This window comes from Streptomyces yangpuensis (assembly GCF_024666385.1).
Classification (GTDB): domain Bacteria; phylum Actinomycetota; class Actinomycetes; order Streptomycetales; family Streptomycetaceae; genus Streptomyces; species Streptomyces yangpuensis.
Genome location: NZ_CP102514.1, coordinates 1031793 through 1056003, shown reverse-complemented (window position 1 = coordinate 1056003; position 24211 = coordinate 1031793). Strand labels below are relative to the sequence as shown.

The 24211-nt window shown below is 73.1% G+C and carries 19 protein-coding genes; 12 read left to right on the top strand and 7 right to left on the bottom strand.

What is annotated here, in order from left to right; genetic code table 11:
- The first annotated feature begins 2 nt into the window (after positions 1–2).
- Positions 3–542, top strand: a complete 540-nt coding sequence (locus NRK68_RS04865; RefSeq protein WP_373023469.1) for a DM13 domain-containing protein — start codon at positions 3–5, stop codon at positions 540–542.
- Between the two features lie 18 nt (positions 543–560).
- On the opposite strand, the gene NRK68_RS04860 is transcribed toward NRK68_RS04865, so the two are convergent.
- Complete coding sequence (locus tag NRK68_RS04860) at positions 561–1316, bottom strand: GntR family transcriptional regulator (RefSeq protein WP_257855104.1); 756 nt, start codon at positions 1314–1316, stop codon at positions 561–563.
- Between the two features lie 275 nt (positions 1317–1591).
- Here NRK68_RS04860 and NRK68_RS04855 point away from each other — a divergent pair, with 275 nt between their 5' ends.
- The 5 genes from NRK68_RS04855 (at position 1592) to NRK68_RS04835 (ending at position 8250) form a co-directional block, all read left to right on the top strand.
- Complete coding sequence (locus tag NRK68_RS04855; RefSeq protein ID WP_257857770.1) at positions 1592–2740, top strand: ABC transporter substrate-binding protein; 1149 nt, start codon at positions 1592–1594, stop codon at positions 2738–2740.
- 70 nt (positions 2741–2810) lie between these two features.
- A complete protein-coding gene (locus tag NRK68_RS04850; RefSeq protein ID WP_257857769.1) occupies positions 2811–3746 on the top strand; it encodes an ABC transporter permease in 936 nt (311 codons plus the stop codon).
- Positions 3734–4615, top strand: a complete 882-nt coding sequence (locus tag NRK68_RS04845; protein WP_257855103.1) for an ABC transporter permease — start codon at positions 3734–3736, stop codon at positions 4613–4615. The genes NRK68_RS04850 and NRK68_RS04845 overlap by 13 nt, the downstream gene beginning before the upstream one ends.
- Positions 4616–4623: 8 nt before the next feature.
- Positions 4624–5730, top strand: a complete 1107-nt coding sequence (locus NRK68_RS04840) for an ABC transporter ATP-binding protein (protein ID WP_257855102.1) — start codon at positions 4624–4626, stop codon at positions 5728–5730.
- Positions 5731–6387: 657 nt separating this feature from the next.
- Positions 6388–8250 (top strand): HAD-IA family hydrolase, encoded by a 1863-nt coding sequence (locus NRK68_RS04835; protein ID WP_373023468.1) that lies wholly within the window; start codon positions 6388–6390, stop codon positions 8248–8250.
- A gap of 15 nt (positions 8251–8265) precedes the next feature.
- On the opposite strand, the gene NRK68_RS04830 is transcribed toward NRK68_RS04835, so the two are convergent.
- Positions 8266–9681 carry an FAD-dependent monooxygenase gene (locus NRK68_RS04830; protein WP_257855101.1) on the bottom strand — a complete coding sequence of 472 codons (1416 nt, stop codon included), beginning with the start codon at positions 9679–9681 and terminating at the stop codon, positions 8266–8268.
- A 46-nt stretch (positions 9682–9727) separates the two neighbouring features.
- On the opposite strand from NRK68_RS04830, the gene NRK68_RS04825 reads away from it, so the two are divergent.
- The 3 genes from NRK68_RS04825 (at position 9728) to gdhA (ending at position 12260) form a co-directional block, all read left to right on the top strand.
- A complete protein-coding gene (locus NRK68_RS04825) occupies positions 9728–10312 on the top strand; it encodes a TetR/AcrR family transcriptional regulator C-terminal domain-containing protein (RefSeq protein ID WP_257855100.1) in 585 nt (194 codons plus the stop codon).
- Positions 10313–10555: 243 nt separating this feature from the next.
- On the top strand, positions 10556–10696 hold the full coding sequence (locus NRK68_RS04820; RefSeq protein WP_257855099.1) for a hypothetical protein: 141 nt from the start codon (positions 10556–10558) through the stop codon (positions 10694–10696).
- Between the two features lie 208 nt (positions 10697–10904).
- The gene (gene gdhA / locus NRK68_RS04815; RefSeq protein ID WP_257855098.1) at positions 10905–12260 is read left to right on the top strand and encodes an NADP-specific glutamate dehydrogenase; all 1356 of its coding nucleotides are present in this window, start codon (positions 10905–10907) and stop codon (positions 12258–12260) included.
- A gap of 223 nt (positions 12261–12483) precedes the next feature.
- Here the strand turns inward: gdhA and NRK68_RS04810 are convergent, their stop codons facing one another.
- Positions 12484–13134 carry a TetR/AcrR family transcriptional regulator C-terminal domain-containing protein gene (locus NRK68_RS04810; protein WP_257855097.1) on the bottom strand — a complete coding sequence of 217 codons (651 nt, stop codon included), beginning with the start codon at positions 13132–13134 and terminating at the stop codon, positions 12484–12486.
- Positions 13135–13203: 69 nt separating this feature from the next.
- Between NRK68_RS04810 and NRK68_RS04805 the strand changes: the two genes are divergently transcribed.
- The 3 genes from NRK68_RS04805 to NRK68_RS04795 all read left to right on the top strand — a co-directional run bounded on the left by NRK68_RS04805 (position 13204) and on the right by NRK68_RS04795 (position 16899).
- Positions 13204–14658 carry an FAD-dependent oxidoreductase gene (locus tag NRK68_RS04805; protein WP_257855096.1) on the top strand — a complete coding sequence of 485 codons (1455 nt, stop codon included), beginning with the start codon at positions 13204–13206 and terminating at the stop codon, positions 14656–14658.
- A 214-nt stretch (positions 14659–14872) separates the two neighbouring features.
- Positions 14873–16072, top strand: a complete 1200-nt coding sequence (locus NRK68_RS04800; RefSeq protein ID WP_183068113.1) for a S8 family peptidase — start codon at positions 14873–14875, stop codon at positions 16070–16072.
- Between the two features lie 71 nt (positions 16073–16143).
- A complete protein-coding gene (locus NRK68_RS04795; protein WP_257855093.1) occupies positions 16144–16899 on the top strand; it encodes a CPBP family intramembrane glutamic endopeptidase in 756 nt (251 codons plus the stop codon).
- A gap of 17 nt (positions 16900–16916) precedes the next feature.
- On the opposite strand, the gene NRK68_RS04790 is transcribed toward NRK68_RS04795, so the two are convergent.
- The 4 genes from NRK68_RS04790 to NRK68_RS04775 form a co-directional block, all read right to left on the bottom strand.
- Positions 16917–18659 (bottom strand): alpha/beta hydrolase, encoded by a 1743-nt coding sequence (locus NRK68_RS04790; protein WP_257855091.1) that lies wholly within the window; start codon positions 18657–18659, stop codon positions 16917–16919.
- Positions 18660–18753: 94 nt separating this feature from the next.
- Positions 18754–20511 carry a SulP family inorganic anion transporter gene (locus NRK68_RS04785; RefSeq protein WP_257855090.1) on the bottom strand — a complete coding sequence of 586 codons (1758 nt, stop codon included), beginning with the start codon at positions 20509–20511 and terminating at the stop codon, positions 18754–18756.
- Positions 20511–23231, bottom strand: a complete 2721-nt coding sequence (locus NRK68_RS04780; RefSeq protein WP_257855089.1) for a cation-translocating P-type ATPase — start codon at positions 23229–23231, stop codon at positions 20511–20513. Before NRK68_RS04780 ends, NRK68_RS04785 begins: the two co-directional genes overlap by 1 nt.
- A 16-nt stretch (positions 23232–23247) precedes the next feature.
- Positions 23248–24204, bottom strand: coding sequence for a polyphosphate kinase 2 family protein (locus NRK68_RS04775; protein ID WP_183068108.1), 957 nt, complete (start codon positions 24202–24204; stop codon positions 23248–23250).
- Positions 24205–24211 lie beyond the last annotated feature (7 nt).

Genomic DNA, 24211 nt, shown 5'->3' with positions numbered 1-24211 from the left:
ACGTGGGACGTGAGGGCGGGCGGCGCCGGCCGCTGCTGATCGCCGCGGCGGCCGTGGTGGCCGTACTGGTGGGCGTGGGGCTGTACTGGTTCGAGCCGTGGAAGCTCTGGCAGGAGCAGACGGTGCGCGAGGCCCTGCCCAGTACGGCGCCGAGCGCACGGCCCTCGGGTTCCGCCGGGCCCGCCGCGCTCCGGACGCTCGCCACGGGCGACCTCATCAGCCACGAGCACACCACCCGTGGCGAGGTGAGGATCATCCAGGCGCAGGACGGCTCCCGGTTCCTGCGCCTGGAGGGGCTGGAGACCAGTAACGGACCGGACCTGAGGGTGTGGCTGACCGACGCCCCCGTGAAGGAGGGCGTGGCGGGCTGGCGCGTCTTCGACGACGGCGAGCACGTCAGCCTGGGCGAGCTCAAGGGCAACAAGGGGGACCAGAACTACCCGATCCCGGCGGACGTGAACCTGTCCGACTACACCAGCGTCAGCATCTGGTGCGACCGCTTCGACGTCTCCTTCGGCGCGGCCGCCCTCACCCCGGCCTGAGCCGGACCGCCGGCGCGCTCAGGTGCCGGTGAATGCCGGGCCCGTGCGGCGCGCCAGGGCGTTGCTGCCGATGGAGTTGTGGACGCTGAAGCCCACCGCGTCCGAGCGGTAGCGGTCGTCGGACCACTCGACCGGCCGGCCGTCCCGCGTGGTCGTCATCCGGCGCACCCGCAACAACGGGCTGGTGCGCCGTACTTCGAGGAGTTCGGCGTCCCGGGCCCCGGCGGCGACCGCGTCGATGAGGTGCTCCCCGTACGCGAACACCAGCCCCAGGTCCTCCAGCAGACGCTGCGTCACCGACGGGCAGTCCGGCTCGATGCCTTCGACGGCGGGGGCGATCCAGCCCGCGTACACCGTGCGTTCCAGCAGGACCGGTTCGCCGTCCAGCCCGCGCACGCGCAGGACGTGCAGCACGCGCGCGCCCGGCTCCACCTGGAGCCACATGGCGTCCCGGTCGGTGGCCGGCCGGTACTCCGACGACACCACCCGGCCGGTCGCCGTGCGGCCCATGGCCGCGGCCCACTGGGCGAAACTGCGCAGCTCGGCGAAGCTCTGGCTGCGGCGGCTGGCCAGTACCACGCGCCGGGCGCCCTGCCGGGACCCGATCAGACCCTCGGCGGTCAGGGCGGACACCGCCTGGCGGACGGTGCCGCGGGAGACCCCGAAGCGCGCGGCCAGCTCGGTCTCCGCGGGCAGGAGCGCCCCCACCGCGTACTCCTCGCGGTCGATCGCCCGGCGCAGTTCCTCGGCGATCTCCTCGTGCCGGGCCGTCATCGGTGGTGCTCCGTCCCTCGTCGTGAACGCCGAATGTGCGCAGTGTGTTTGACGCGTACAGCGTATGCGCAGGGTCGCTCGGACCGAAACGAGAGGAGAGTGTCCAGGTTATTGGCCGGAATCCGTCGCCCTCCGTTCACCGGAAGGTCACGGATGCCGGGCCTACTGAGGCCGACTTGTTCAGACAAGTTGGGCTCGGACCCACCGAGTCCGCCGTACCGCTCCCACCCCTCCCCGCGCCTTCCCCGCGCAACCTCCCAGGAGAGACCGTGTCCCTGCCGAGAAACGCCTGCCTCGCCGGCTGCCTTGCCGTCGTCGCCGCCCTCACCCTCACCGCCTGCGGCGCCGCTCCCGAGAAGGCCGACAACAAGACCGCCACCGGCAAGGACGCCGCCACCGCGACCTCCGCGGCGGACTTCGGCGGGATGGAGGCCCTCGTCGAGGCCGCCAAGAAGGAGGGCGTCCTGCACGCGATGGCCCTGCCCCGCGACTGGGCCAACTACGGCGCCCTCATCGACGGCTTCACCCAGAAGTACGGGATCAAGGTCGAGGTGGAGAACCCCGACGGCAGCAGCCAGGACGAGATCAACGCCGTCACCGGCCGCAAGGGCCAGGACCGCGCCCCCGACGTCCTGGACCTCGGCACCTCCTTCGCCGTCAGCGGCGCCCAGCAGGACCTGTTCGCCCCTTACAGGGTCGCCTCCTTCGGCGACATCCCCTCGGCGCAGCGGGACGACCAGGCCCGCTGGTACAACGACTACGGCGGCTACATCTCCATCGGCTGCGACGCCGGCCGGGTCAAGAACTGCCCCACCACCTTCAAGGACCTCCTCAAGCCCGAGTACAAGGGCCAGGTCGCCCTCAACGGCAACCCCACCAAGTCCGGCTCGGCCTTCGGCGGCGTCTACGCCGCCGCGCTCGCGAACGGCGGCTCCCTCGACGACATCCAGCCCGGCGTCGACTTCTTCGGCCAGCTGAAGAAGAACGGCAACTACACGCCCGTCGAGTCCACCCCGGCCACCGTCGAGAAGGGCGAGACGCCCATCAGCATCGACTGGGACTACCTGAACGCCGGCTACGCCGACCAGTTCAAGGGCAAGGGCGTCGACTGGAAGGTCGCCGTCCCCGAGGACGGCAAGTACGCGCAGTACTACGCCCAAGCCATCAACAAGGACGCCCCGCACCCCGCGGCCGCCCGGCTCTGGCAGGAGTGGCTCTACAGCGCCGAGGGCCAGAACCTGTGGCTCAAGGGGTACGCCCGCCCGGTGCTCATGGCCGCGATGGAAGGCGCCGGCACCCTCGACAAGGCCGCCGCCGCCAAGCTCCCCCAGGTCAGCGGAACTCCGGCCTTCCCCACGGAGGCCCAGCAGACCAAGGCCAAGGGCGTCCTCGCCCAGAGCTGGGCCAAGGCGGTCGCCGGCTGACCGCCGGCCCGGCCACCGGTACCAGTACCGACATCGACACGAGTTCATGACCACCGACATGACCACCGACATGACCGCACCCCGCACGGCGGCCGCGTCACCCGCGGCTGCCGCCCCGGCGGCCCCGCCCGCCCCCGCCGCCCCCGCCGCCCGGACCGGGCGGCGGGCCCTCCGCTCCGGCGCCCTCGCCGTCGTCCCCCTGCTGCTGTTCACCGCGGTCGCCTTCGGCCTGCCCGCCGTCGCCATGCTCGACGGCGCCTTCACGGTCGGGGACCCGGTCACCGGCGCCGCCTCGTACGGCCTCGGCAACCTGACCGCCTCCTGGCAGGGCGCCTACCTCACCGCCCTCCTCGGCAGCGTGAAACTGTCCGCCACCTCGGCGGTCCTCGCCGCCGTCCTCGGCCTTCTCCTCGCCCAGGCCGTCGTCACCTCCCCGCTGCGCGCCCTGCGCGAGGCCGTACTGACCGCCTCCGGCGTCCTCGCCAACTTCGGCGGCGTCCCGCTCGCCTTCGCCTTCGTCGCCACCCTCGGCAACTCCGGCGTCCTCACCCGCGAGCTGGGCCTGACCGACACCGGCTGGAGCCTCTACAGCTTCTGGGGCCTCGTCCTCGTCTACCTCTACTTCCTCGTCCCCCTCATGGTCCTCACCATCACCCCCGCCCTGGACGGGCTGCGCACCCAGTGGCGGGAGGCCGCCCAGAACAACGGCGCCACCCACCGCCAGTACTGGCAGCACGTCGCCCTGCCCGTCCTCGCCCCCTCCCTCCTCGGCGGACTCGTGCTCCTCTTCGGCAGCGCCTTCGCCGCGTACGCCACCGCCGCGGCCATGGTCGGCAGCTCGGTCCCGCTGGTCACACTTCAGATCGCCGACGCGATCTCCGGCAACGTGCTCATCGGACAGGAGAACGTGGCCCTCGCCCTCAGCCTCGACATGGTCCTCGTCGCGGGCCTGGTGATGGCGGTCTACCTGCCCCTGCAACGACGGAGCGCACGATGGCTCGCCTGACCGCCCGCCCGGCCGCCCGCCTGACCGCCCGCCCGGCCGCCCGTCCGGCCCGGGCCACCACCCCCTGGCGCGCCCTCGTCCTGGCCGCCGCGGCCCTGTACTTCCTTTTCCCGCTCGCCGCCTCCGTCGTCTTCACCGTCGACGTGCCCGGCCAGGGCATCCACCTCGGCGCCTACACCCGCATCCTGGAAACCGAGGGCTTCCTGACCAGCCTGCTGCTCTCCCTCGGACTCGCCGCCGCCACCATCGCGGTCGTCCTGCTGCTCATGGTCCCCGCCACGGTGGCGCTGCGGCTGAGCGCGCCGAAGCTGCGGCCCGTCGTCGAGGTCGTGTGTGCGCTGCCGCTGGTCGTGCCGCCCATCGCCTTCGTCGCCGGCATCGGCACCGTCCTGAAGTGGGGACCCGAGCACCTCTCCCGCACCCCGCTCTTCCAGACCTTCGTCGCCGTCCAGAACCCGGACTTCCCCCTCGTCCTGGTCCTCGCCAACGCCGTGATGGCCCTGCCGTTCGTGTACCGGGCCCTGGACGCGGGACTGCGCGCCATCGACGTCCGCACCCTCGTCGAGGCGGCCCGCTCCTGCGGCGCGAGCCTGCCGCACGCCCTGCTGCGCGCCGTCCTGCCGAACCTGCGCGGTGCCCTCCTGAGCGCCTCCTTCCTCACCTTCGCCCTGGTGCTCGGAGAGTTCACCACCGCCCAGCTCCTCGGCTTCCGGCCGTTCGCCGTCTGGATCGTCAACATCAGCGGCTCGCAGGCCCAGATGTCCGTGGCCGTCTCCGTCATGAGCCTGCTGGTCACCTGGCTGCTGCTCCTGCTCCTCGCCGGCCTGGGCGGCCGTAGCACCCCCTCCTCGACCACCGACCGGAAATGACGGACCCCATGAGCCTCACCGCATCCGCGCCGACCGCGAACGGCGCGCCCGCACCGGCCGACGCGGCCACCGTCGAACTGCGCGGTCTGCGCCGGTCCTTCGGCACCACCACCGCCCTCGACGGACTCGACCTGACCGTGCGCCCCGGCGAACTCCTCGCCCTGCTCGGCCCGTCGGGCTGCGGCAAGACCACAGCCCTGCGCATGCTGGCCGGCTTCGAACACCCGGACTCGGGCGAGATCCTCGTCGACGGCGAGGACGTCACCGCGGTCCCCGCACACCGTCGCGACGCCGGCATGGTCTTCCAGTCCTACAGCCTCTTTCCGCACCTGAACGCCCTCGACAACGTCGCCTTCGGACTGCGGATGCGTCGGATCCGCACCTCCGAGCGACGCACCCGCGCCGCGGAACTGCTCGAACTCGTCGGCCTCGCCGACCGGGGCGACCGCTACCCCCACCAGCTCTCCGGCGGTCAGCAGCAGCGCGTCGCACTGGCCCGCGCCCTCGCCCTGCGCCCGCGGGTCCTGCTCCTGGACGAGCCGCTGTCCGCCCTCGACGCCAAGGTGCGGCTGACGCTGCGCGAGGAGATCCGCCGCCTCCAGCAGGAGCTCGGCATCACCACCCTCTTCATCACCCACGACCAGGAGGAGGCGCTCTCCATGGCCGACCGCGTGGCGGTCATGCGCGCCGGCCGCCTGGAGCAGTGCGCCGCCCCGGCGGAGCTGTACGCGCGTCCCGCCACGGCCTTCGTCGCGGAGTTCGTGGGCACCATGAGCCGCATCCCGGGCCGGCTGCGCGCCTCCGACGCGACCGTCGCGGTCCTGGGCCGGCACCTCGCCGTCGACGGCGCCCCGCCGAGCATCGGGGGTGCGGCCGACGTCGACGTCCTCGTACGGCCGGAGTCGCTCGGCGTCACCATCGCCGAGGACGGGGAAGGCCGGGTCGTCGGCACCTCGTTCCTGGGCGCCACCGTCCGCGTGACCGTCGCCCTGGCCGACGGCACCCGGGTCAAGGCCGACGTCCCCGCGCACGACGCGGGGCGGCTCGCCCCGGGCACACCCGTCCACCTGTCCCTCCCGGACCGCCCCGTCCTGGTCGCTCCACGCACGCCCTGACGCCGGGGCGGCCACGGGCTTGCGCGGCCCGGCCCGGTGCCACGGGCCTGCGGCCGGTTCCGGGTCCGGGGCTGGGTCCGTGCTTGCGCCCGGGTCCGCGTTCGTGCCCGTGCGCGCGCCGGGGTCCGGGCCCGGGTCTGCGCCCGGTCCTGGTCGCTCCGCGCACGCCCTGACACCGGGGCGGCCACGGGCTCGCGCGGGCCGGCCCGGTGCCACGGGCCTGCGGCCGGCACGGTGCCAAGGCTGCGGAGGCCGCGCCCCGCGCGTGCCCGCGCCCGTATCCGCCTCCGGGTCCGGACCCGGATACGGATACGGGTCGGGTCCGCACCCGCCTCCGGGTCCAGGTCCCGGTCCAGGTCCGTGCCAGGGTCCGGTCTGTGCCCGTGCCTGTGCTCGTGGCCGGGCCCGGGTCGGGTCCGCACTCTGCCCGCGTCCGCGCCCGAAGCCCCTGTCCGTGCCCGCACACGCGTCCGCGCGCGTGCCCGAACCCGAGTCCGTGCCCGAAGTCCGCGTCCGCGCGTTCGCGCGTGGACGCCCGGCGCGGCGGCGGCCGGCGGGCGTCTCGCGCTCTGTCCGGCCCCCACTGCCCAGGCCCCGGCCGTAGGGCCGGCCCCGGCCCGCCTTCCCGCCACCCCGTACCGGAAAGAGACACCGTTCGTGACGTCCCCGCACCCGCCCGCCCCGCCGACGCTGCAAGCCGTCCTCTTCGACATGGACGGCACCCTCGTCGACACCGAACAGCTCTGGTGGGACACCGTGGCCGAGGCGGCCGAGCGGCTCGGGCACGTCCTCGTCGAGGCCGACCGGCCCGACGTGCTCGGCCGGCCCGTGGCGCACACCGCCGGATTCCTCGCCGCCCGGAGCGGCGCACCCGCCGCCGAGATCGCCGCCGCACTCCACCGGGCCTTCGCCGAGCGGGTCCGCACCCGGGTCGTGCCCCTGCCCGGCGCTCTGGCCCTGCTCGGCGCGCTGCGTGACGAGGGCGTCCCCACCGCGCTCGTCACCGCCTCCCCCCGGGAGGTCGCGGAGACCGTCGTGGCCGCTCTGGCGGAGGCCGGCCACGGCGGTTTCACGGTCACCGTCACGGCCGACGACACCGCCCTCACCAAGCCCAACCCCGACCCCTACCTCGCGGCCTGCCGCGCCCTGCGGGTTCCGCCCGCCGCCTGCGTGGCCGTCGAGGACACCCCCACCGGCGTCGCCTCCGCCGAAGCCGCCGGCTGCCAGGTCCTCGCCGTACCGTCCGCCGTCCGGATCGACCCGGCCCCCGGCCGTACGGTGCTGGGCAGCCTGGAGGAAGCCACCCCGGACCGGCTGCGGGCACTGGTCTCCGATGCGCCGGCGCCGCGGTTCCTCGTCCCCGTGCTCACCACCCGCCGCGCCCGCGCCGGGCAGCCCTTCACCGCCCGCGTCTCGGGTCTCGTCCGCGGCGCGGCCCGTCCCGTGACGTTCGTCGCCGCCGACCGCCCCGACTGGCTCACCGTCCACGCGGACGGCACCCTGAGCGGAACCCCCTCGCCGCTGCCGGGCCCGGACACCGCCGTCCCCGTCGCCGTCGCCAAGGTCACCGCGGTCGACGCGCACGGCGCCACCGCCCACCTCACCGTCCGTATCCCCGTGGTGGCCGCGGACGCGCCCGCGCTCGACCGGGTCCGGGTGATGAGCTGGAACCTGTGGCTGGGCGGCGCTCCCGTCGACGGCCACCGTGACAAGCAACTGGCCGTGCTCCTCGCCGCCGACGTGGACGTCGTCGGCCTGCAGGAGACCGCCGTGCACGCCGCGCCCGAACTCGCCGACGCACTCGGCTGGTTCCACCACAGCGCCGGGGAGAATCTCGCGATCCTCAGCCGCCACCCCGTCGTGGAGACCCTCGGCGACCCCCGCGTCGGCTTCTACGGGGCCGCGGGCGCCCGGATCCGGCTCGACGAGCACCCAGACGGCACCCCGCACGAAATGGTGCTGTGGACCGCCCACCTCAACCACACGCCGTACGGCCCCTACGACGCCTGCTTCGACGGCCTCCGCGCACCCGAACTGGCCGACCGCGAAAGGGAATCGGGACGGGTCCGCCAGATCGGGGAGATCCTGGCCCGGATGGCCCCGGACCTGGCCGCTGCCGACCGTACCCCCGTCCTGCTCGTCGGCGACTTCAACGCCCCCTCGCACCTGGACTGGACGGCCGGGGCGGCCCCGCTGCACGGCGGGCTCGGCCCCGTGGACTGGCCGGTCTCCCGCGCCGTTGAAGGCGCCGGGCTGCGCGACTCCTACCGGGAGGCCCACCCGGACCCGGTGACGGACCCCGGAACCACCTGGTCTCCCGTCCACCCGCGGCACGAGGACGGCAGCGGCCGCCCGGAACCCCAGGACCGCATCGACTTCGTGCTCCACGCCGGCGACCGCCTCACCGTCCTGGACTCGACCACGCTGGCCACGGGCCGCATCGACCCCAGGCCGCGCGTCGCGGCCAACGACTGGCCCTCCGACCACGCGGCGGTGGTCACCACCTTCCGCTACGCCTGACGGGCGCGGAGCGTGTCACCCCCACCGCCCGGCCACGGCCGGCCGGGGGTCGGCGTCCGGGTCGTCACTGGCCCAGGCCACATGGCCGTCGGGGCGGATCAGCGCGGCCGTCACCCCCGCCCAGTGCGCGTGCGGTACGGAGAGCGGCCCGCGGTGCCGGATGACGCCCTCGGCGGGCCGGGTGCCGCCCGCCAGGTCCAGCAGCACGTGGCGGCCGGCCCGCAGTAGACCGAACAGCCGGGTGCTGCCGAGGGCGAGGTCGGGGGCGCGGGTGCCGGCCAGCCGGTGCCCGCCCCCGGCCGGATAGGCGACCGACAGCGCCGACACCCGCTCCGCCAGGGTGCGCGACAGCTCCGGCAGATCGGCGATCAGGCCGCTCAGCAGCGCTCTCAGCGCCTGCCCTTCGGGGGAGTGGCCGGTCATCAGCGCGGTCTGCGCACGGGTCGAGGCCAGCAGGTCGGCGCCGACCGGATGGCGTTCGTCGTGGTAGGTGTCGAGCAGGCTGTCCGGGGCCTCGCCCCGGACCACGGCGGCCAGCTTCCAGCCGAGGTTGGCGGCGTCCTGGAGGCCGACGTTGAGGCCGACTCCACCGGTCGGGAAGTGCATGTGCGCGGCGTCCCCGGCGAGCAGCACCCGGCCGCAGCGGTAACGCTCCGCCTGCCGGGTGGCGTTGCCGAAGCGGGAGAGCCAGCGCGGGTCGCGCAGGCCGTAGTCGGCGCCCGAGATCGCCACGACCTTCGTGCGCAGCTCGTCCAGGGTGAGGGCTCCGGGCCGGCCGGGGCGGCTTCCGTCGGGGTCCCCGCCGACGATCCGGTGCACACCGTCCGGCAGCGGCACCACCATCAGGCCGCCGGCCGGACCCGAGACGCTGACCGGGCCCGGCGGCGGGTCGTCCAGGACGACGTCACCCAGCCAGCCCCAGGTGGTGGCCTCCGTACCGGGGAAGGCGATGCCCGCGGCGTCCCGTACGACGCTCCGCGTGCCGTCGCAGCCGACGACGTGCGTACCCCGTACCGGCGGCCTTCCGGCGACCTCGACCGTGACGCCCTCCGCGTCCCGGGTCAGCCCGGTCACGCGGTGGCCCCGCAGGATCCGCGCTCCGGCGGCGCGCGCGTGCTCCTCCAGCAGCGCCTCCGTACGGGCCTGCGGCAGGGCCAGCGTGAAGGGGAAGGGGGTGTCGAGCACGCCGAAGTCCATGCGGTCGTCCAGGCCGCCGAAGTGGCCGTCCGGGAGGCGGCGCCCCTCGTCCAGGAACCGGTCCACGACGCCGCGGCAGGCCAGCAGTTCCAGGGTGCGGGGATGCACGGTGAGGGCCTTGGAATGCGGATCCGGCTCCGCCCGGTCCTCCAGCACGGTGACGTCGGCCCCGCCCAGCCGCAGTTCCGCCGCCAGCCACAGGCCGACGGGTCCGGCTCCGACGATGACGATCATCGAATCACCTCTTTCTTGGTCACTGACCAAGAAGTAGACTTGGTCAGTGACCAAAAAGCAAGAGGGCGTGGTGCGGGCGGCGCTGGAACTCCTGGACGAGCGCGGGGCGGAGGGAGTCTCGGTCCGCGGTGTCGCCGACCGGCTCGGCGTGCGGATGAACACCGTGCTCTGGCACGCCAAGTCCAAGGCCCGCCTGCTGGAGCTGATGGCCGACGCCATCGTCGACGAGGTCGCCCCGGACGGACTGCCCGAGGACTGGCGGGAGCGCGTCCACGAGCTGGCCCGGCGCTACCGGCGGGCGCTGCTGTCCCACCGCGACGGCGCGGTGATCGTGGCCGGCACGCACGTCGCCGAACCGGGCACGCTCCGCTTCGCCGACCGCATGGTCGAGGCGCTGCTGGCCGGCGGACTCGGCGAACGGGAGGCCGCCTGGACCTGCTGGTCGATCGTCTACTTCGCCCTGGGACTGGCCCAGGAGGAGCAGACCGCCGACCGGGCCCAGGGCGAGGCCCTGGCCGCGGCCCTGGCGCCCGGCGGATACCCGGCCCTGAGCCGCGTCGGCGCCCACCTCGCCGACGCCTCCTTCGACGAGCGGTTCGAACACGGCATCGGACTCATGACCCGCCGGTGACCGCCCCGGCCGCAATGGCACGCGCCGGACTTCCGTCGCGCCGATGAGTCGGCGGGCACCCGGCGGGCCCGACGAGGACCCGGCCGGGTTCCCGTTCGGCGGCTGGCAGGCACCCCTCCTGGACGAGACCGCCGGGGCGCAGGTCGGCGCCGCGTACGAGGGCACCGACGCCCTCCTGCTCGGCCGGCGCACCTACGACATCTTCGCCGCCTGGTCGGGAAGAAGGCGTTCGACGGAGGCGAGGTGCCCACCGGCCTCACGCTCCTCGAACCCCCGGCGGCCGGTCCGAAGGGCACCGTGTTCCTGCGCTACGGGCTCGCCGAAGGCATACCCGCGACGGGGGACATGAGCGCACCCGGCCGGGGGACCGGCAGCGACGGCTGACGCGCTTTTTTGTCCGCAGGGCAGAAGCCTTGCCCGGATCGGCATCGCGGGGGGTAGCCTCCGCGAAGGGGGCCGCCCTCCGGAAGAACTCTTCCGAAAGCGCGTGTGCGCAGCGTGCTGCACTGCGCTCGGAAGCGACCGGCATTCGCGGACCGCGCGGACCACGCACCTGCCGTCGTCCGCGCGCCGCACTCCTGGAAGGACACACGTGAAGGACTCGAAGGACAGGCTGGAAGCACTGCGGGCCGAGATCGAGCGCCGCAACCCCGCGCAGCCCGAGTTCCACCAGGCGGTACGGGAGGTCCTCGAGACCCTGGCTCCCGTCTTCACCGCCCGGCCCGAGTACGCCGACCCGGCCGTGGCCCTGGTCGAGCGGCTCACCGAGCCGGAGCGGCAGATCGTCTTCCGTGTCCCGTGGCAGGACGACCGGGGCCGGGTCCACGTCAACCGCGGCTACCGCGTCGAGTTCAACAGCGCCCTCGGCCCCTACAAGGGCGGCCTGCGCTTCCACCCGTCGGTGGACATCGGCGTGGTGAAGTTCCTCGGCTTCGAGCAGATCTTCAAGAACGCCCTGACCGGCCTCGGGATCGGCGGCGGCAAGGGCGGCAGCGACTTCGACCCGCGCGGCCGGTCGGACGCCGAGGTCATGCGCTTCTGCCAGTCCTTCATGACCGAGCTGCACCGGCACATCGGTGAGCACACCGACGTGCCCGCAGGGGACATCGGCGTCGGCGGCCGCGAGATCGGCTACCTCTTCGGCCAGTACCGGCGCATCACCAACCGCTGGGAGGCGGGCGTCCTGACCGGCAAGGGCCAGGGCTGGGGCGGCTCCGCGATCCGGCCGCAGGCGACCGGCTACGGCAGCGTGCTGTTCGCCGCCGAGATGCTGAAGGTCCGGGGCGAGTCGCTGGACGGGCTGACCGCGGTGGTCTCCGGCTCCGGCAACGTCGCGCAGTACACGATCGAGAAGCTCCAGCAGCTCGGCGCCAACCCGTTGACCTGCTCCGACTCCCAGGGCTACGTCGTCGACGAGAAGGGCATCGACCTGGCCCTGCTCCAGCAGGTCAAGGAGGTCGAGCGCGGACGCGTGATGCAGTACGCGGAACGACGCGGGGCCTCGGCGCGGTTCGTGCCCGCCAGGCGGGTCTGGGAGGTGCCGGCGGACATCGCCTTCCCCTCCGCCACGCAGAACGAACTGGACGCGCAGGACGCCCGTACGCTCGTGGCGGCCGGGGTCAAGGCGGTCTCCGAGGGCGCCAACATGCCGACCACGCCCGAAGCCGTACGGATCCTGCAGCAGGCCGGGGTCGCCTTCGGGCCCGGCAAGGCCGCCAACGCGGGCGGCGTCGCGGTCAGCGCGCTGGAGATGAGCCAGAACGCCGGCCGGGTGGCGTGGAGCGCGCAGCGGGTGGAGGAGGAGCTCGCCGCCATCATGCGTTCGATCCACGCCGTCGCCCACGAGACCGCCGAGCGGTACGGCGCCCCGGGCGACTACGTCACCGGCGCCAACATCGCCGGCTTCGAGCGGGTCGCGGACGCGATGCTGGCCCAGGGCGTCATCTGACCCGACGGCCGCGCCGCGCCGGAGCCCCGGCGCAGCGGTCCGGGACGCGGCTCCCGGACCGCTGCGGACCCGCGGGACGCCGACGGCGCCGTGGCGGCCGCGATGGCCGCGATGGCCGGATCCGTACTCTCGTCTGGCTCGACCCGCCGGCCAAGCTCCTGGCCAAGAGCCTCATCCCCGTGGTGACCACGATCCGGCCCGGCAGGGCGCCGGAGCCGGCGGCTCAGGAGACGCCGTAGCGCGCCTCGATGCCCGCGACGAGCAGGCGCAGGCTCTCCTCGAAGCCCGCGGCGAAGTCCTGGAAGAGTTCGGCCCCCGCGGCCGCCGCCAGGGGGAACTCCGCCATGCGCGCGGCGCGTTCGTCCGGGTCGTAGCCCTCGCGGCGGTCGCCCGGGAGGGGCTCGACCCCCTGTTCCTCGGTGACGAAGCCCAGCGTGAAGTAGTAGGCCGTGGTGAGCGCGCGGACGGCCTGGGGGAGGCCGAAGCCCGCCTCGGTGAGCGCGCGGAGGTTCTCCTCCATCTGTACCGCGTGTTCGGTGCCGGTGAAGCGGGAGCCGCTGTAGACCTTGGCGCCGTCGCGGTAGCCGAGCAGCGCGGCGCGCAGCCCCGTACTGGCGATCGTGAGCCGCTCCTGCCAGGTGGCGTCCGCCGGGATCCGCTGCCCGGCGACCATCCGCTGGTACATCTCGGTGGCCATCTCGTCCAGCAGTTCCTGCTTGTTCTTGAAGTGCCAGTAGAGCGCGGGCGCCTGGACGTCCAGCTCCTTGGCGATCGCGCGCAGGGTCAGCCCGTCGAGGCCGACCTCGTTCAGCAGCCGCAGCGCGGTGTCGACGGCCTGCTTCTTGTCCAGCTTGGGGGGTCTCCGGGTTGCCACGCTTGACAGTTTAACAGCGTTAAATGCATGCTGCCGGCGGCTGAATTTAACAACGTTAAGGAGAGTGTCATGGGTCTGCAGCACCAGACGCGGGACACCGAGGTGCTCATCGTCGGCGCCGGTCCCACCGGGCTCGCCCTGGCCGTCGACCTCGCCCGCAACGGAGTTGCCGCCCTCGTCGTCGAGCGGTCCGGCTCCCTCTTTCCGGGGTCGCGCGGCAAGGGGCTCCAGCCGCGCACCCTGGAGGTGCTCGACGACCTCGGCGTGTACGAGGAGATCCGGGCGGCCGGTGCTCCCTACCCCGTCGGGATGGTCTGGCAGGACGGCGTCCGCGCCGGCGAGCACCGGATGTTCGACGACATCGCACCGGACGAGAGCGCCCCGTACGCGGGACCCTGGATGGTGGCGCAGTGGCGGACGCAGGAGATCCTCGCGGCGCGGCTCGCGGAGCTGGGCGGCGAGATCGCCTTCGGCCGGGAGGCCGCCGGTGTCGAACAGGACGCGGAAGGGGTCACGGTCACCTTCGTCGCCGGGGCGCCGGTCCGTGCCCGCTACGCCGTGGCGGCCGACGGCGGCCGGTCCACCGTGCGGCGCGCGCTGGGCATCGGCATGACCGGCGAGACGGTCGACCCGGGCCCGATGCTCGTCGCGGACCTCCGGATCACGGGCCTCGACCGCGACAACTGGCACATCTTCCCCCCGGCCGGCGACGCGGGCTTCCTCGCGATCTGCCCGCTGGCCGGAACGGAGGACTTCCAGGCGGTCGCACAGTTCCCGGAGGGCGCCCGGCCGGACCTCTCGCTCGACGGGATCCGCGCGGTGGTCGCCGCTCGCTCCCACCTCGCGCCCGACGATGTGACCGAGGTGCGCTGGGCCTCGGACTTCCGGCCGAGGGCCGCCATGGCCGACCGGTTCCGCGACGGCCGGGTCTTCCTCGCCGGCGACAGCGCGCACGTGCACTCGCCGGCCGGCGGGCAGGGACTGAACACCAGCGTCCAGGACGCCTACAACCTGGGCTGGAAGCTGGCGGCCGTACTGCGCGGCGGAGCCCGCGAGTCACTGCTCGACACCTACGAGGAGGAACGGCTGCCGGTCGCCGCCGAGATGCTCGGCCTGTCCACCCGCATCCACCGCGGCGAGGCCCGGCGTGGCGCCGCCACCCGGCAACTCGGCCTCGGCTACCGGGACTCGGCCCTCGCCGTGGAGACCCGTACGGGCCTGGCGGAGGAGGCGCTGCGGGCCGGCGACCGGGCGCCGGACGGGATCCGGGGCGGGGTCCGGCTGTTCGAGGAGTTCCGAGGGGTCCACTGGACGCTGCTCGCCGTCGGCACGGGTGCCGGTGACGGCTCCGAACTGCCCGACCTGTCCGGACTCCCCGGGCTCGGCGCGGTCCGTACCGTCCGGATCCCCTCGTACGGGGCCTACGGGGACGGGGTGTTCCTGATCCGCCCCGACGGCCACGTCGGGTGGGCCGGCGTCTGCGCGGAAGGGCTCGCCTCCTACGCGGCGGGCATCGCCCGCTGAGGCCGCCGGCACCGCCGCCGAAAGAACGTGCCTATTACACGCAGGAGTTCGTGAGAACGCGTGTGCGAGGTGGAGGAGGTGTGGAGAGCCTATTCAGAAACCTTGTTGAACAAGTCCTTACCCCCGGTTCGCCCTTGATTTGCTCCTGTCAATCGGAACAGGGTTCTTCAGAGCGTTTGACGCCCCACACGTCAACACGAGGAGAACCTTCTACATGGCAACTCACAAGCGGTCCAAAGCTGTTCGCAACACGGCCATAGGAGCGGGGGCCGCGACAGCGGTCGCCGCGGCCCTGTTTGCGAGCCCCATCGCGGGGGCGGCCACTCCGGCCGAAGGGACTGTGCACGGCCTCGGTGCCCCTGGCTCCGTGGACGGCAGCTTCGTCGTCATCCTCGACGCATCTGCGAACAAGGAGGACCTGGCGAAGAAGTACGGCGGCAAGCTGGAGCGCTCCTACGGCTCCAAGGTCAACGGCTTCTCGGCCTCCGGCCTGACGGAGAAGGAGGCCAAGCGGCTCGCCGCCGACCCCGCTGTCGGCACGGTCGTGCAGAACAAGCGCTTCACCATCAACGAGACCCAGGAGAAGCCTCCGTCCTGGGGCCTGGACCGGATCGACCAGGCCGCCACGGCCGGCGACCAGAAGTACACCTACCCCGACGGCGGCGGCGAGGGGGTCACGGCCTACGTCATCGACACCGGGGTCCGCATCACACACAAGGACTTCGGCGGCCGGGCCACCAGCGGCTTCGACGCGATCGACAACGACGAGAGCGCCGACGACGGCAACGGGCACGGAACGCACGTGGCCGGAACCATCGCCGGCACCGCGCACGGCGTCGCCAAGAAGGCCAAGATCGTCGCCGTGCGGGTGCTGGACGACAACGGCTCCGGCACCACCGAGCAGGTCGTGGCGGGCATCGACTGGGTGACGAAGAACCACTCGGGTCCGTCGGTCGCCAACATGAGCCTCGGCGGCGGCGTCGACCAGGCACTGGACGCGGCGGTCAAGCGGGCGATCGACGCCGGCATCAGCTTCGCCGTGGCGGCCGGCAACGAGTCCTCCGACGCGGGCCAGGGCTCCCCCTCCCGGGTGCCCGAAGCCCTCACGGTCGCGTCCAGCACCGAGGGCGACCAGCAGTCCGACTTCTCGAACTTCGGCTCGGTCGTGGACCTCTACGCCCCGGGCTCGGAGATCACGTCCGCCTGGAACGACAGTGACACCGGGGTCAAGACGATCTCCGGGACCTCGATGGCCGCCCCGCACGTGGCGGGCGCCGCCGCCCTGTACCTGGCGGCCAACCCGTCCGCGACGCCGGCCGACACGGCCGCCGCGCTGACCGGGGCCGCGACGAAGGGAGCCATCAAGAACCCGTCCTCCGGCACCGCGAACAAGCTGCTGAAGATTGCGCCGTAACGTTTCGGCAGGCCGGTAGGGAGCGGCTCTCCGCACAGCGGGGGGCCGCTCCTCGGCGTAGCGTGGACGTCATGCCCAGCGGCGACCCCGGTGACGCCGAGCCCCGCGAGGCGCCGGGGCCCCGACGGCGCGGCCCCCTCGGCACCTGGCCGGCCGTGGGACTCACCCTGGCCGTCCTCGTCGCCGCCAATCTGGCCGTGCACCATGGGAATGGCCCCTCCGGCCTGGTCACGGCCGTCGTGGCGAGTGTCCTGCTGCTCGGCGTGCTCCGCGGGGCGGGCGGTACGTGGGCGGACGCGGGCCTGGGCCCCGGCACGTTCGGCCGCGGCGCCCGCTGGGCACTCGTCCTGATCGGCCTCGTCGCGGTCGTCTACCTGGCCGGCGCCCTGCTGCCGGCCACCAGGACCCTCTTCGAGGACCGGCGCCACGACGGGATGGGCGCGGGCGAGCTCGCCCTGCGCGTCCTGGTGCTGGTCCCCGTCGGGACCGTCCTGCTGGAAGAGGTCGCCTTCCGCGGCGTGCTCCACGGCCTGGTGTGCCGCACCCACGGCGTGCTGCGGGCGACGGCCGTGTCGAGCCTGCTCTTCGGCCTGTGGCACGTCCTGCCCTCACTGCACCTGGCGACCGCGAAACCCGCCCTGACCGCGGTCGTCGGCGACTCCGCGGCCGGCGCCGCCCTGGCCGTCGGCGGGGCCGTGCTGTTCACCGCGGCGGCGGGGGTCCTGTTCTGCGAACTGCGCCGCCGCAGCGGCAGTCTGCTGGCCCCCATGGGCCTGCACTGGGCGGTCAACGCGTTCGGTTACGTGGCCGCCTTCCTGCTGCCCTGACCGGGCGGCGGCCGGGCTCAGTCCTGCGGCGGACTGACGATGCCCCGCAGTTTCTCCAGGTCCTGCGCCGTGAACCCCTCCGGCCGCATCGCGGCGTTCCAGCCGTCGACATAGGCCGCCTTGTAGGTGTGACCGTGCCCGTCCGGCACGCCCGTCGAGAACGGCAGGTCGGCGGTGACCTGCCAGAAGGTCACGAAGGGCATCCAGACCATCTCCTCCAGCACGTCCTTGCCGGGCGCCTCGCCGATCCAGTCGGGTTCGGACAGGGCCAGGGCGGGACTCCACCAGACGATCGGGTCGGAAGGGTGCATCAGGTAGAGCACCCGCGTGCCGTCCCATGCGCGGTCCGCCGGAGGGATCCCGGTGACCGGATCGTCGGTGAACCGGACCGTGCGCCCCTCCTTGTACACGGGTTCGATCTCCGGGGTGCCTGCGTCGCGGTGGTCGCTGAACTCGCGGAAGAGCGTGTTGAAGTTGGGCGGACCGGCGAACAGGGTGCCGGCAGTGCGGTTGCGCAGGTCGTACTCCCCGCTGAAGGCCGCCTCGCCGCCGAACGACCCCAGGCTCTCACCCGCCACGAACAGCCGCGGCCGCTCGTCCTGGGGCAGCTTGGACCACACGTCGTACACCGCGTCGAAGAGCTCGCGGCCGGCCTCGCGCGCCTTGGACTGGTCGACGAGGTACGAGAGCCACGACGGCAGGTACGAGTACTGCATCGCCACGGTGGCGGAGTCGCCGTTGCCGAGGTACTCGAAGGAGTCCACGGCGGCGGGATCGACCCAGCCGCTTCCCGTGGTGGTCATCACCAGCAGGTTCTCCCGCTCGAAGCCGCCCGCCCGCCGGAGGTCCGCGACGGCCCGCTCCGCCCGGGTCTCCGCGTCCTCGGCGGTCGACAGCCCGGCGTAGGCGCGTACCGGCTCCTGCGCCGTACGGCGGGTGAACGCGCCGATCTCCGCGGCCGTCGGGCCGCTGCCGGTGAAGGCCCGGCCCTGCCGGCCCAGCGAGTCCCACGGCACGAGAGAGCCGGGCCCGCCCGAGCGCAGGACGGACGTCGGCCGCTGCACCCCTTCGGGCGTCTGCGTGTCGCGTACGCCGAACGCCTCGTTCGCCGCGTTCACGAAGCCGCCCAGCAGCACCCCGCTGACCAGCGACCACGCCACCCCCGCCACCAGGACCCAGCCGACCACCCGGGCCGCCCGCGGCCCGATCCGGCGCCCGAGCAGCCGCGCCGCCCAGTGGTACAGCCGCCGCAGGCCGCGCCCGGCCATCAGCAGCAGGTAGAAGACGAGCAGCGCGACGAACGGGGAGGCGGCGGTGGCGAGTGCGCTGTGGTCGGTGACCCCCATGAGCCCGCGGATCCGCTGCTGCCAGTACTGCCCCAGCGCGAACGCCAGGCCGAACAGCACGACCGCGCAGCCCAGCAGGACGAGCCAGGACCGGCGCGAGGGGCTGCGGGCGTCCCGGTCGGCGAAGGCGCGCCACACGAAGGCGGCGACCAGGCCGAGCCCGTAGCCGATGGCCGCGCTGATGCCGCAGATCAGCCCCTGGAGCACACCGCCCCGGGGCAGCAGCGACGGGGTGAAGGACAGACAGGCGAGGACGAGCGCGCCCCAGCACCCCGGCAGTGTGACACGCACCCGGCGACGTCGCTTCCCGGACGCGCTGGCCTCTTCGGCCTGTTCGGTCCGTTCGGCCTGTTCCGGCCGCTCGCCCTGTTCGGCCGGTTCGTCTGCCTCGGACACCGGCGGATCAATGGTCATCGCTGTCCTCCGGAGGCCATGGTCCCGCGACGCGGCCGTACCTGCCATTTGGGCCGCGGGGCCCCGCGTACCGGGCCGGTGCGCGGCCGTCCGGTCAGCCGTCCCGGTCCGTCCAGTCGGCCCCGGTGAGCCGGCGGAACGCGGTGACGGCGGCCCCCACCGTGGGGAAGAAGTGACCGGGGTCGATGGTGCGGGTGAGCTCGAACCGCTCGATCTTCCGCCGCACCGGATCCTTCAGCTCGGCGAACACCAGGTGCACGCCGCGCGCGTTGAGTTCCTCGTCGAGGTCCTCCAGGACATCGGCCGCGGTGGTGTCCACGTCGGTCATCGGCTCGGCCGCGACCACGATCCAGGTCGGCGGCGGATCCGCGGCGGCCAGCCGCCTGATCTCGTCGCGGAAGGTCTTGGCGTTGGCGAAGAAGAGCGGCGCGTCGAACCGGTAGACCACCAGGCCCGGCAGTTGCCGGGCCTGCGGGTAGGAGCGGACGTCGTGATATCCCTCCAGGTCCGGCACCCGGCCGAGCACGGTGCGGTACGGCCACCACGCCCGCCGGAAGACGTTGAGGACGGAGAGCGCCACGGCGATGGCGATCCCGGGCAGCACGCCGAGCAGGGCCACGCCGAGGAAGGCCGCGCAGCACAGCAGGAACTCCGTACGGCTCTGCCGCCACAGCCGCACGGCTCCGGGGACGTCGGCCAGGGACAGCGAGGCCGTGATGACGACGGCGGCGAGCGCCGGCTGCGGGAGGTCGCGGAACAGCCCCGGAACCAGCACGAGCATCAGGACGATCAGCGCCGCCCCGACGACCCCGGTGAGCTGGGTCCTGGCCCCCGCGCGTTCCGCGACCGCCGTACGGGATCCGCTGGTGCTGACGGGGAAGCCCTGGAAGAGGCCGGCCGCCAGGTTGGCCACGCCGACGCCGGTCATCTCCTGGTTGCCGTGGACCTCCTGACCCGTACGGGCCGCGAAGGCGGACGCGTTGGAGATCGTGTCGGCCAGCGACACCAGGGCGATGCCCAGCGCGCCGCCCAGCAGCAGCGGCAGGTCGGAGAGCCGCACGTCGGGAACGGTGAAGGGCGGGAAGCCCTCGGGCAGTTGCCCCACCAGGGACACACCGCGGTCGCCCAGGTCGAGGAGAACGGCCGCGGTCATGGCCAGGACCACCATCACGAGGACCGCCGGCACCTTCGGCAGGAAGCGCTGCAGCACCAGCACGACGACGATCCCACCGAGGCCGACCGCGGCGGCGGCGGGTACCGCCGCCCCGTCGGCGAGGCCCGTGACAAAACCGGTGAACTCGCCGATCAGGCTGTCCGCCTCGACCTTGAAGCCGAACAGCTTGGGCAGCTGGCCGATCAGAATGGTCAGCGCCAGACCGTTCATGTAGCCGATCATCGTCGGCTTGGAGATCAGGTCGGCGATGAAGCCGAGCTTGGCCACCGAGGCCAGGATCATGATCGCCCCGACCATCAGCGCGAGCACCGACGCCAGCGCCACGGCCCGGTCGGGATCCCCGTCGGCGGCCACCAGCGGCAGGACGGTCGCCGCGATCATCGGCCCCAGCGCGGAGTCCGGGCCCAGCACCAGGATCCGGGACGGCCCGCACACGGCGTAGCCGAGCAGACAGAGCACTGTCGTGTACAGGCCGGTGATGGCCGGCAGGCCCGCCAGCTCGGCGTACGCCATGCCCTGCGGCACCAGCAGGGTGGTCAGCACGACCCCCGCCACCAGGTCCTTGACCAGCCACTCCCGCCGGTAGGTCGAGACCGCCCGGATCCCGGGCACGGCCGCCTCCAGCCGGGGGAGGAGCCTGCGGTCCCGGTGGTGGGCCGGCGCGGGCTTCCCGCCCATCAGCGGCCCCGTGACCGGCGGGCCACGAGCTTGCCCAGCTCCCACAGGATCAGGAGTGCGACGGCGGCCAGCAGCGCCCAGCCGAACTGCCGGGCATCGATCTCCGTCGTCCCCAGGAGGCGGCGGAAGCCGTCCATCTGGGTGACCAGCACCGCCAGCACGAACTGGGCCAGCGCCACCCAGTTCATCTGCCGGCTGTCGAAGGTCGACGGGGTCAGCACCGACTCCGTCTCGCTGCGGCACTCGAACGCGGCCACGATCAGACAGAGCGCGAAGGCGGTGAACGCGATGGACTGACCGGTCCCGGCCCCGTCGAAGCGGGACGTGCCGAGCGTGATGAGCCCGAGCAGGACCACGGTGATCGCCAGCCCGCCCAGCCCCACCGTGATCAGCACGGGCCGGGTGAGCACCGACTCCCCGCGCGGACGCGGCCTGCGCTCCATCAGCCCCGGGCTCTCCCGGTCGAAGCCCAGCGCGAAGCCGAAGGAGGCATTGACCACGAAGTGGATCCACAGCACCTGCGGCGGGGTGAAGGGCTCCCCGGCGGCGATGTTGAACACCGTCGCCCCCAGGAAGGTCAGGACGAAGGTGACCAGCAGGAGCAGGACGAACCGGATGTACTTGGTGAGGTTGTCGTAGATCCTCCGGCCCTGCTCCACGGCATAGACGATCGTCGCGAAGTTGTCGTCGGAGAGGATCATGCGTCCGGCGTTCTTCGCGACGTCCGTGCCGCTGCCCATGGCGATGCCGATGTCCGCGGCCTTGATCGCGGGAGCGTCGTTGACGCCGTCCCCCGTCATCGCGACGACGTCGCCCCTCTTCTTGAGGGTGTCGGCGAGCAGCACCTTGTGCTCCGGCGCGACCCGTCCCACCACACCGATGCCGTCGATCCGGGCGACCTGCTCCTCCTCGCTCAGGGCGGCGAAGTCGGCGCCGAGGATCGCCTCGCCCGGGATGCCGAGCTGCCGGGCGATCGCCGCACCGGTGGTGACGTCGTCACCCGTCACCATGCGGACCCGGATGTGGCCCGCCCGGGCCGCGGCCACGGCGGCCCTGGCCTCCTCGCGCGGCGGGTCGACCATCCCGACGAGGCTGGTCATCCGCAGGTCCGTGACGTACGCGAGGAGATCGCCCTCCGGATCGAAGGCGGCCGGGTCCAGGTCCCGGGTCGCCGACGCCATCACCCGGCGTCCCTCACCGCCCATCCGCTCGGTCTGCTCCTCGGCGCGCGCCGCCAGCTCGCCGACCCACGGGACGGTCCTGCCCGCCGCGAGCGCGGTGGCGGCCCGTGCCACCACCGCCGGGACCGCACCCTTGACGAAGCAGCGCACCACCCGCCGGCCGGACTCGTCGCGGGCCTCGTTGAAGGTGGCCATCAGCTTGTAGCCGGGGTCGAAGGGCAGCGTGGCGAGCCGCGGCAGTCCCGCCCTGGTGGCGTCGACGTCCAGCCCGGCCTTGTGCGCGAGGACCAGCAGAGCGCCCTCGGTGGGATCGCCCACCACCGCGCCGTCCACCAGCTTCGCGTCGCTGGCCACCACGTACGGCAGGATCGCGTCCTCGATGCCGGCGGCGGAGCCCGCCGCATGGTGGACCCGCCCCTCCAGTCCGTACCCCGTGCCCGATACCGTGTACCGGTCGGTGGGACTGAGCACCTCGACGGCGGTCATCTGGTTCATCGTCAGGGTGCCGGTCTTGTCGGAGTTGATCGCCGACGTGAACGCCAGGGTCTCCACCGACGGCAGCTCCTTGACGATGGCGTTGCGCTGCGCCAGGTTGAGGCTGCCGACGGACAGGATCGCCTGCGTCACCGTCGGCAGGGCCTCGGGGATCGCGGCGATGGCCAGCGAGACCGCGCTGACGAACAGCACGTCCCAGGCCTGGTCGCGCTGCCGCCCCAGGGCGAACATCACGATCATGGTCAGGCCCGCGGCGGCCGTGATCCACAGCGTCAGGGTGTCGAGCTCCTTGGTGAGCGGCGGCACCTCCTTCTCGGTGACCGCCAGCATCCCGGAGATCTTCCCGAGTTCCGTCCCGGCGCCGGTCGCCGTGACCACGAGCACGCCGCTGCCGTGGGTGACCGGCGTGTTCATGAACGCCATGTTCGTCCGGTCGCCGGGCGCCGGCAGCGAGCCCGCCAGCGTGCCGGAGTCCTTCGCCGCGGGCACGCTCTCGCCGGTCAGCGCCGACTCGTCGATCTGCAGGGCACTGGCCTCGACGATCCGCCCGTCCGCCCCCACCTGGTCCCCGGCGGCGATGAGGACCACGTCGCCGACGACGAGCCGCTCCGCGGGGATCTCGGCCTCCGTCCCGTCCCTGCGCACCCGCGACGTCGCCTTCATCATCGACTGCAAGGCGTTCATCGCGCTCTCGGCCTTGCCCTCCTGACGCAGGCCCACCACCGCGTTCAGCAGGGTCAGCACGATCAGCAGGATCGCGGTGGTCCACTCCCGGATCAGCAGCGATACGGCCGCCGCGGCCAGCAGGACGATCTGCATGTAGCTGCGGTACTGGGCGAGGAACCGGCGCCAGGCCGGGACCGGTTCCTCCGCGGGCAGCGCGTTCGGCCCGTGCGCGGCCAGGAGTTCCGCGGCCCGGGCCGCGGACAGGCCGACCGCCGGGTCGACGCCGAACGCCGCCGCGACCTCCTCCGCGGGGCGCGCGTACCAGTCGTCCCCCGGAGCCCGGGGCCCCTCTCCCGCCGATTCCGCCCGCACCGTCATCGTCGTGCCTCCGGCTTCACCCGCGCTTCTTCCCGTGCCGCCGGGAGGCGGCGTAGGGGTCGGCCGGCGCTCCGTCCAGGGCCTCCCGTTCCAGCTCCCGCCGGATGACGAGCAGGGCCTTGCGCGCCTCTTCCCCCACGTCGGGATACTGGGGGTCGATGTCCATCAGGGTGTGCGCGAGGACGGCCGCCGAGCAGATCCGCGCGAACCACTTCCGGTCCGCGGGGACGACGTACCACGGCGCCCATGCCGTGCTCGTGGCCGACAGCATCGCGGAGAAGGCGTTCTGGTAGTCGTCCCACCGGGCCCGCTCACGGACGTCGGCAGCGGAGAACTTCCAGTTCTTCTCCGGCTGGTCGATGCGCTTGAGGAAGCGGACGCGCTGCTCCTCCTTGGACAGATTGAGGAAGATCTTCACCACCTTGAACCCGTTGTCCGTGAGGTAGCGCTCCCACCGGTTGATCTCGCGGTAGCGCCGGTCCCACACATCCGGCCCGCACGCCTCCGGCGGCAGCTTCTGCCGGACGAGGTTCTCGGGGTGCACCCGTACGACGAGGACCTCCTCGTAGTGCGAGCGGTTGAAGATGGCGATCTCGCCGCGCGCCGGCAGCCGGCGGGCGTACCGCCACAGGTAGTCGTGGTCGAGTTCCTCGGCCGAGGGGACCTTGAAGCTGCTGACCCGCACGCCCTGGGGATTGACCCCGCTCATCACGTGACGGATCGTCCCGTCCTTGCCCCCGGCGTCGATGGCCTGGAGGCACAGCAGCACGCCGTACGTGTCCTGGGCGGCCAGCCGGTCCTGGTACTCGGCCAGCAGCGACACCCCGGTACGCAGCAGCTCGGCGCCGTCCCGTTTCTTCAGCCCGGCCTTGTAGCGGGGATCGAAGTCCCGTTCCAGGCGCACCTCGGACCCCGGTGCCACCCGCAACGGCTCGATGAAATCCGCGATGCGCTCGGCTCTCTCGTCCGACATGACCATC

Bases quoted from the DNA above. Each gene is read 5' to 3' on its own strand.
- NRK68_RS04800 (WP_183068113.1), top strand. From the start codon at position 14,873: ATGGCAACTCACAAGCGGTCCAAAGCTGTTCGCAACACGGCCATAGGA.
- NRK68_RS04830 (WP_257855101.1), bottom strand. From the start codon at position 9,681: ATGATCGTCATCGTCGGAGCCGGACCCGTCGGCCTGTGGCTGGCGGCG.
- NRK68_RS04790 (WP_257855091.1), bottom strand. From the start codon at position 18,659: ATGACCATTGATCCGCCGGTGTCCGAGGCAGACGAACCGGCCGAACAG.
- NRK68_RS04775 (WP_183068108.1), bottom strand. From the start codon at position 24,204: ATGTCGGACGAGAGAGCCGAGCGCATCGCGGATTTCATCGAGCCGTTG.
- NRK68_RS04785 (WP_257855090.1), bottom strand. From the start codon at position 20,511: ATGGGCGGGAAGCCCGCGCCGGCCCACCACCGGGACCGCAGGCTCCTC.
- NRK68_RS04795 (WP_257855093.1), top strand. From the start codon at position 16,144: ATGCCCAGCGGCGACCCCGGTGACGCCGAGCCCCGCGAGGCGCCGGGG.
- NRK68_RS04780 (WP_257855089.1), bottom strand. From the start codon at position 23,231: ATGACGGTGCGGGCGGAATCGGCGGGAGAGGGGCCCCGGGCTCCGGGG.
- NRK68_RS04840 (WP_257855102.1), top strand. From the start codon at position 4,624: ATGAGCCTCACCGCATCCGCGCCGACCGCGAACGGCGCGCCCGCACCG.
- NRK68_RS04850 (WP_257857769.1), top strand. From the start codon at position 2,811: ATGACCGCACCCCGCACGGCGGCCGCGTCACCCGCGGCTGCCGCCCCG.
- NRK68_RS04860 (WP_257855104.1), bottom strand. From the start codon at position 1,316: ATGACGGCCCGGCACGAGGAGATCGCCGAGGAACTGCGCCGGGCGATC.
- NRK68_RS04845 (WP_257855103.1), top strand. From the start codon at position 3,734: ATGGCTCGCCTGACCGCCCGCCCGGCCGCCCGCCTGACCGCCCGCCCG.
- NRK68_RS04805 (WP_257855096.1), top strand. From the start codon at position 13,204: ATGGGTCTGCAGCACCAGACGCGGGACACCGAGGTGCTCATCGTCGGC.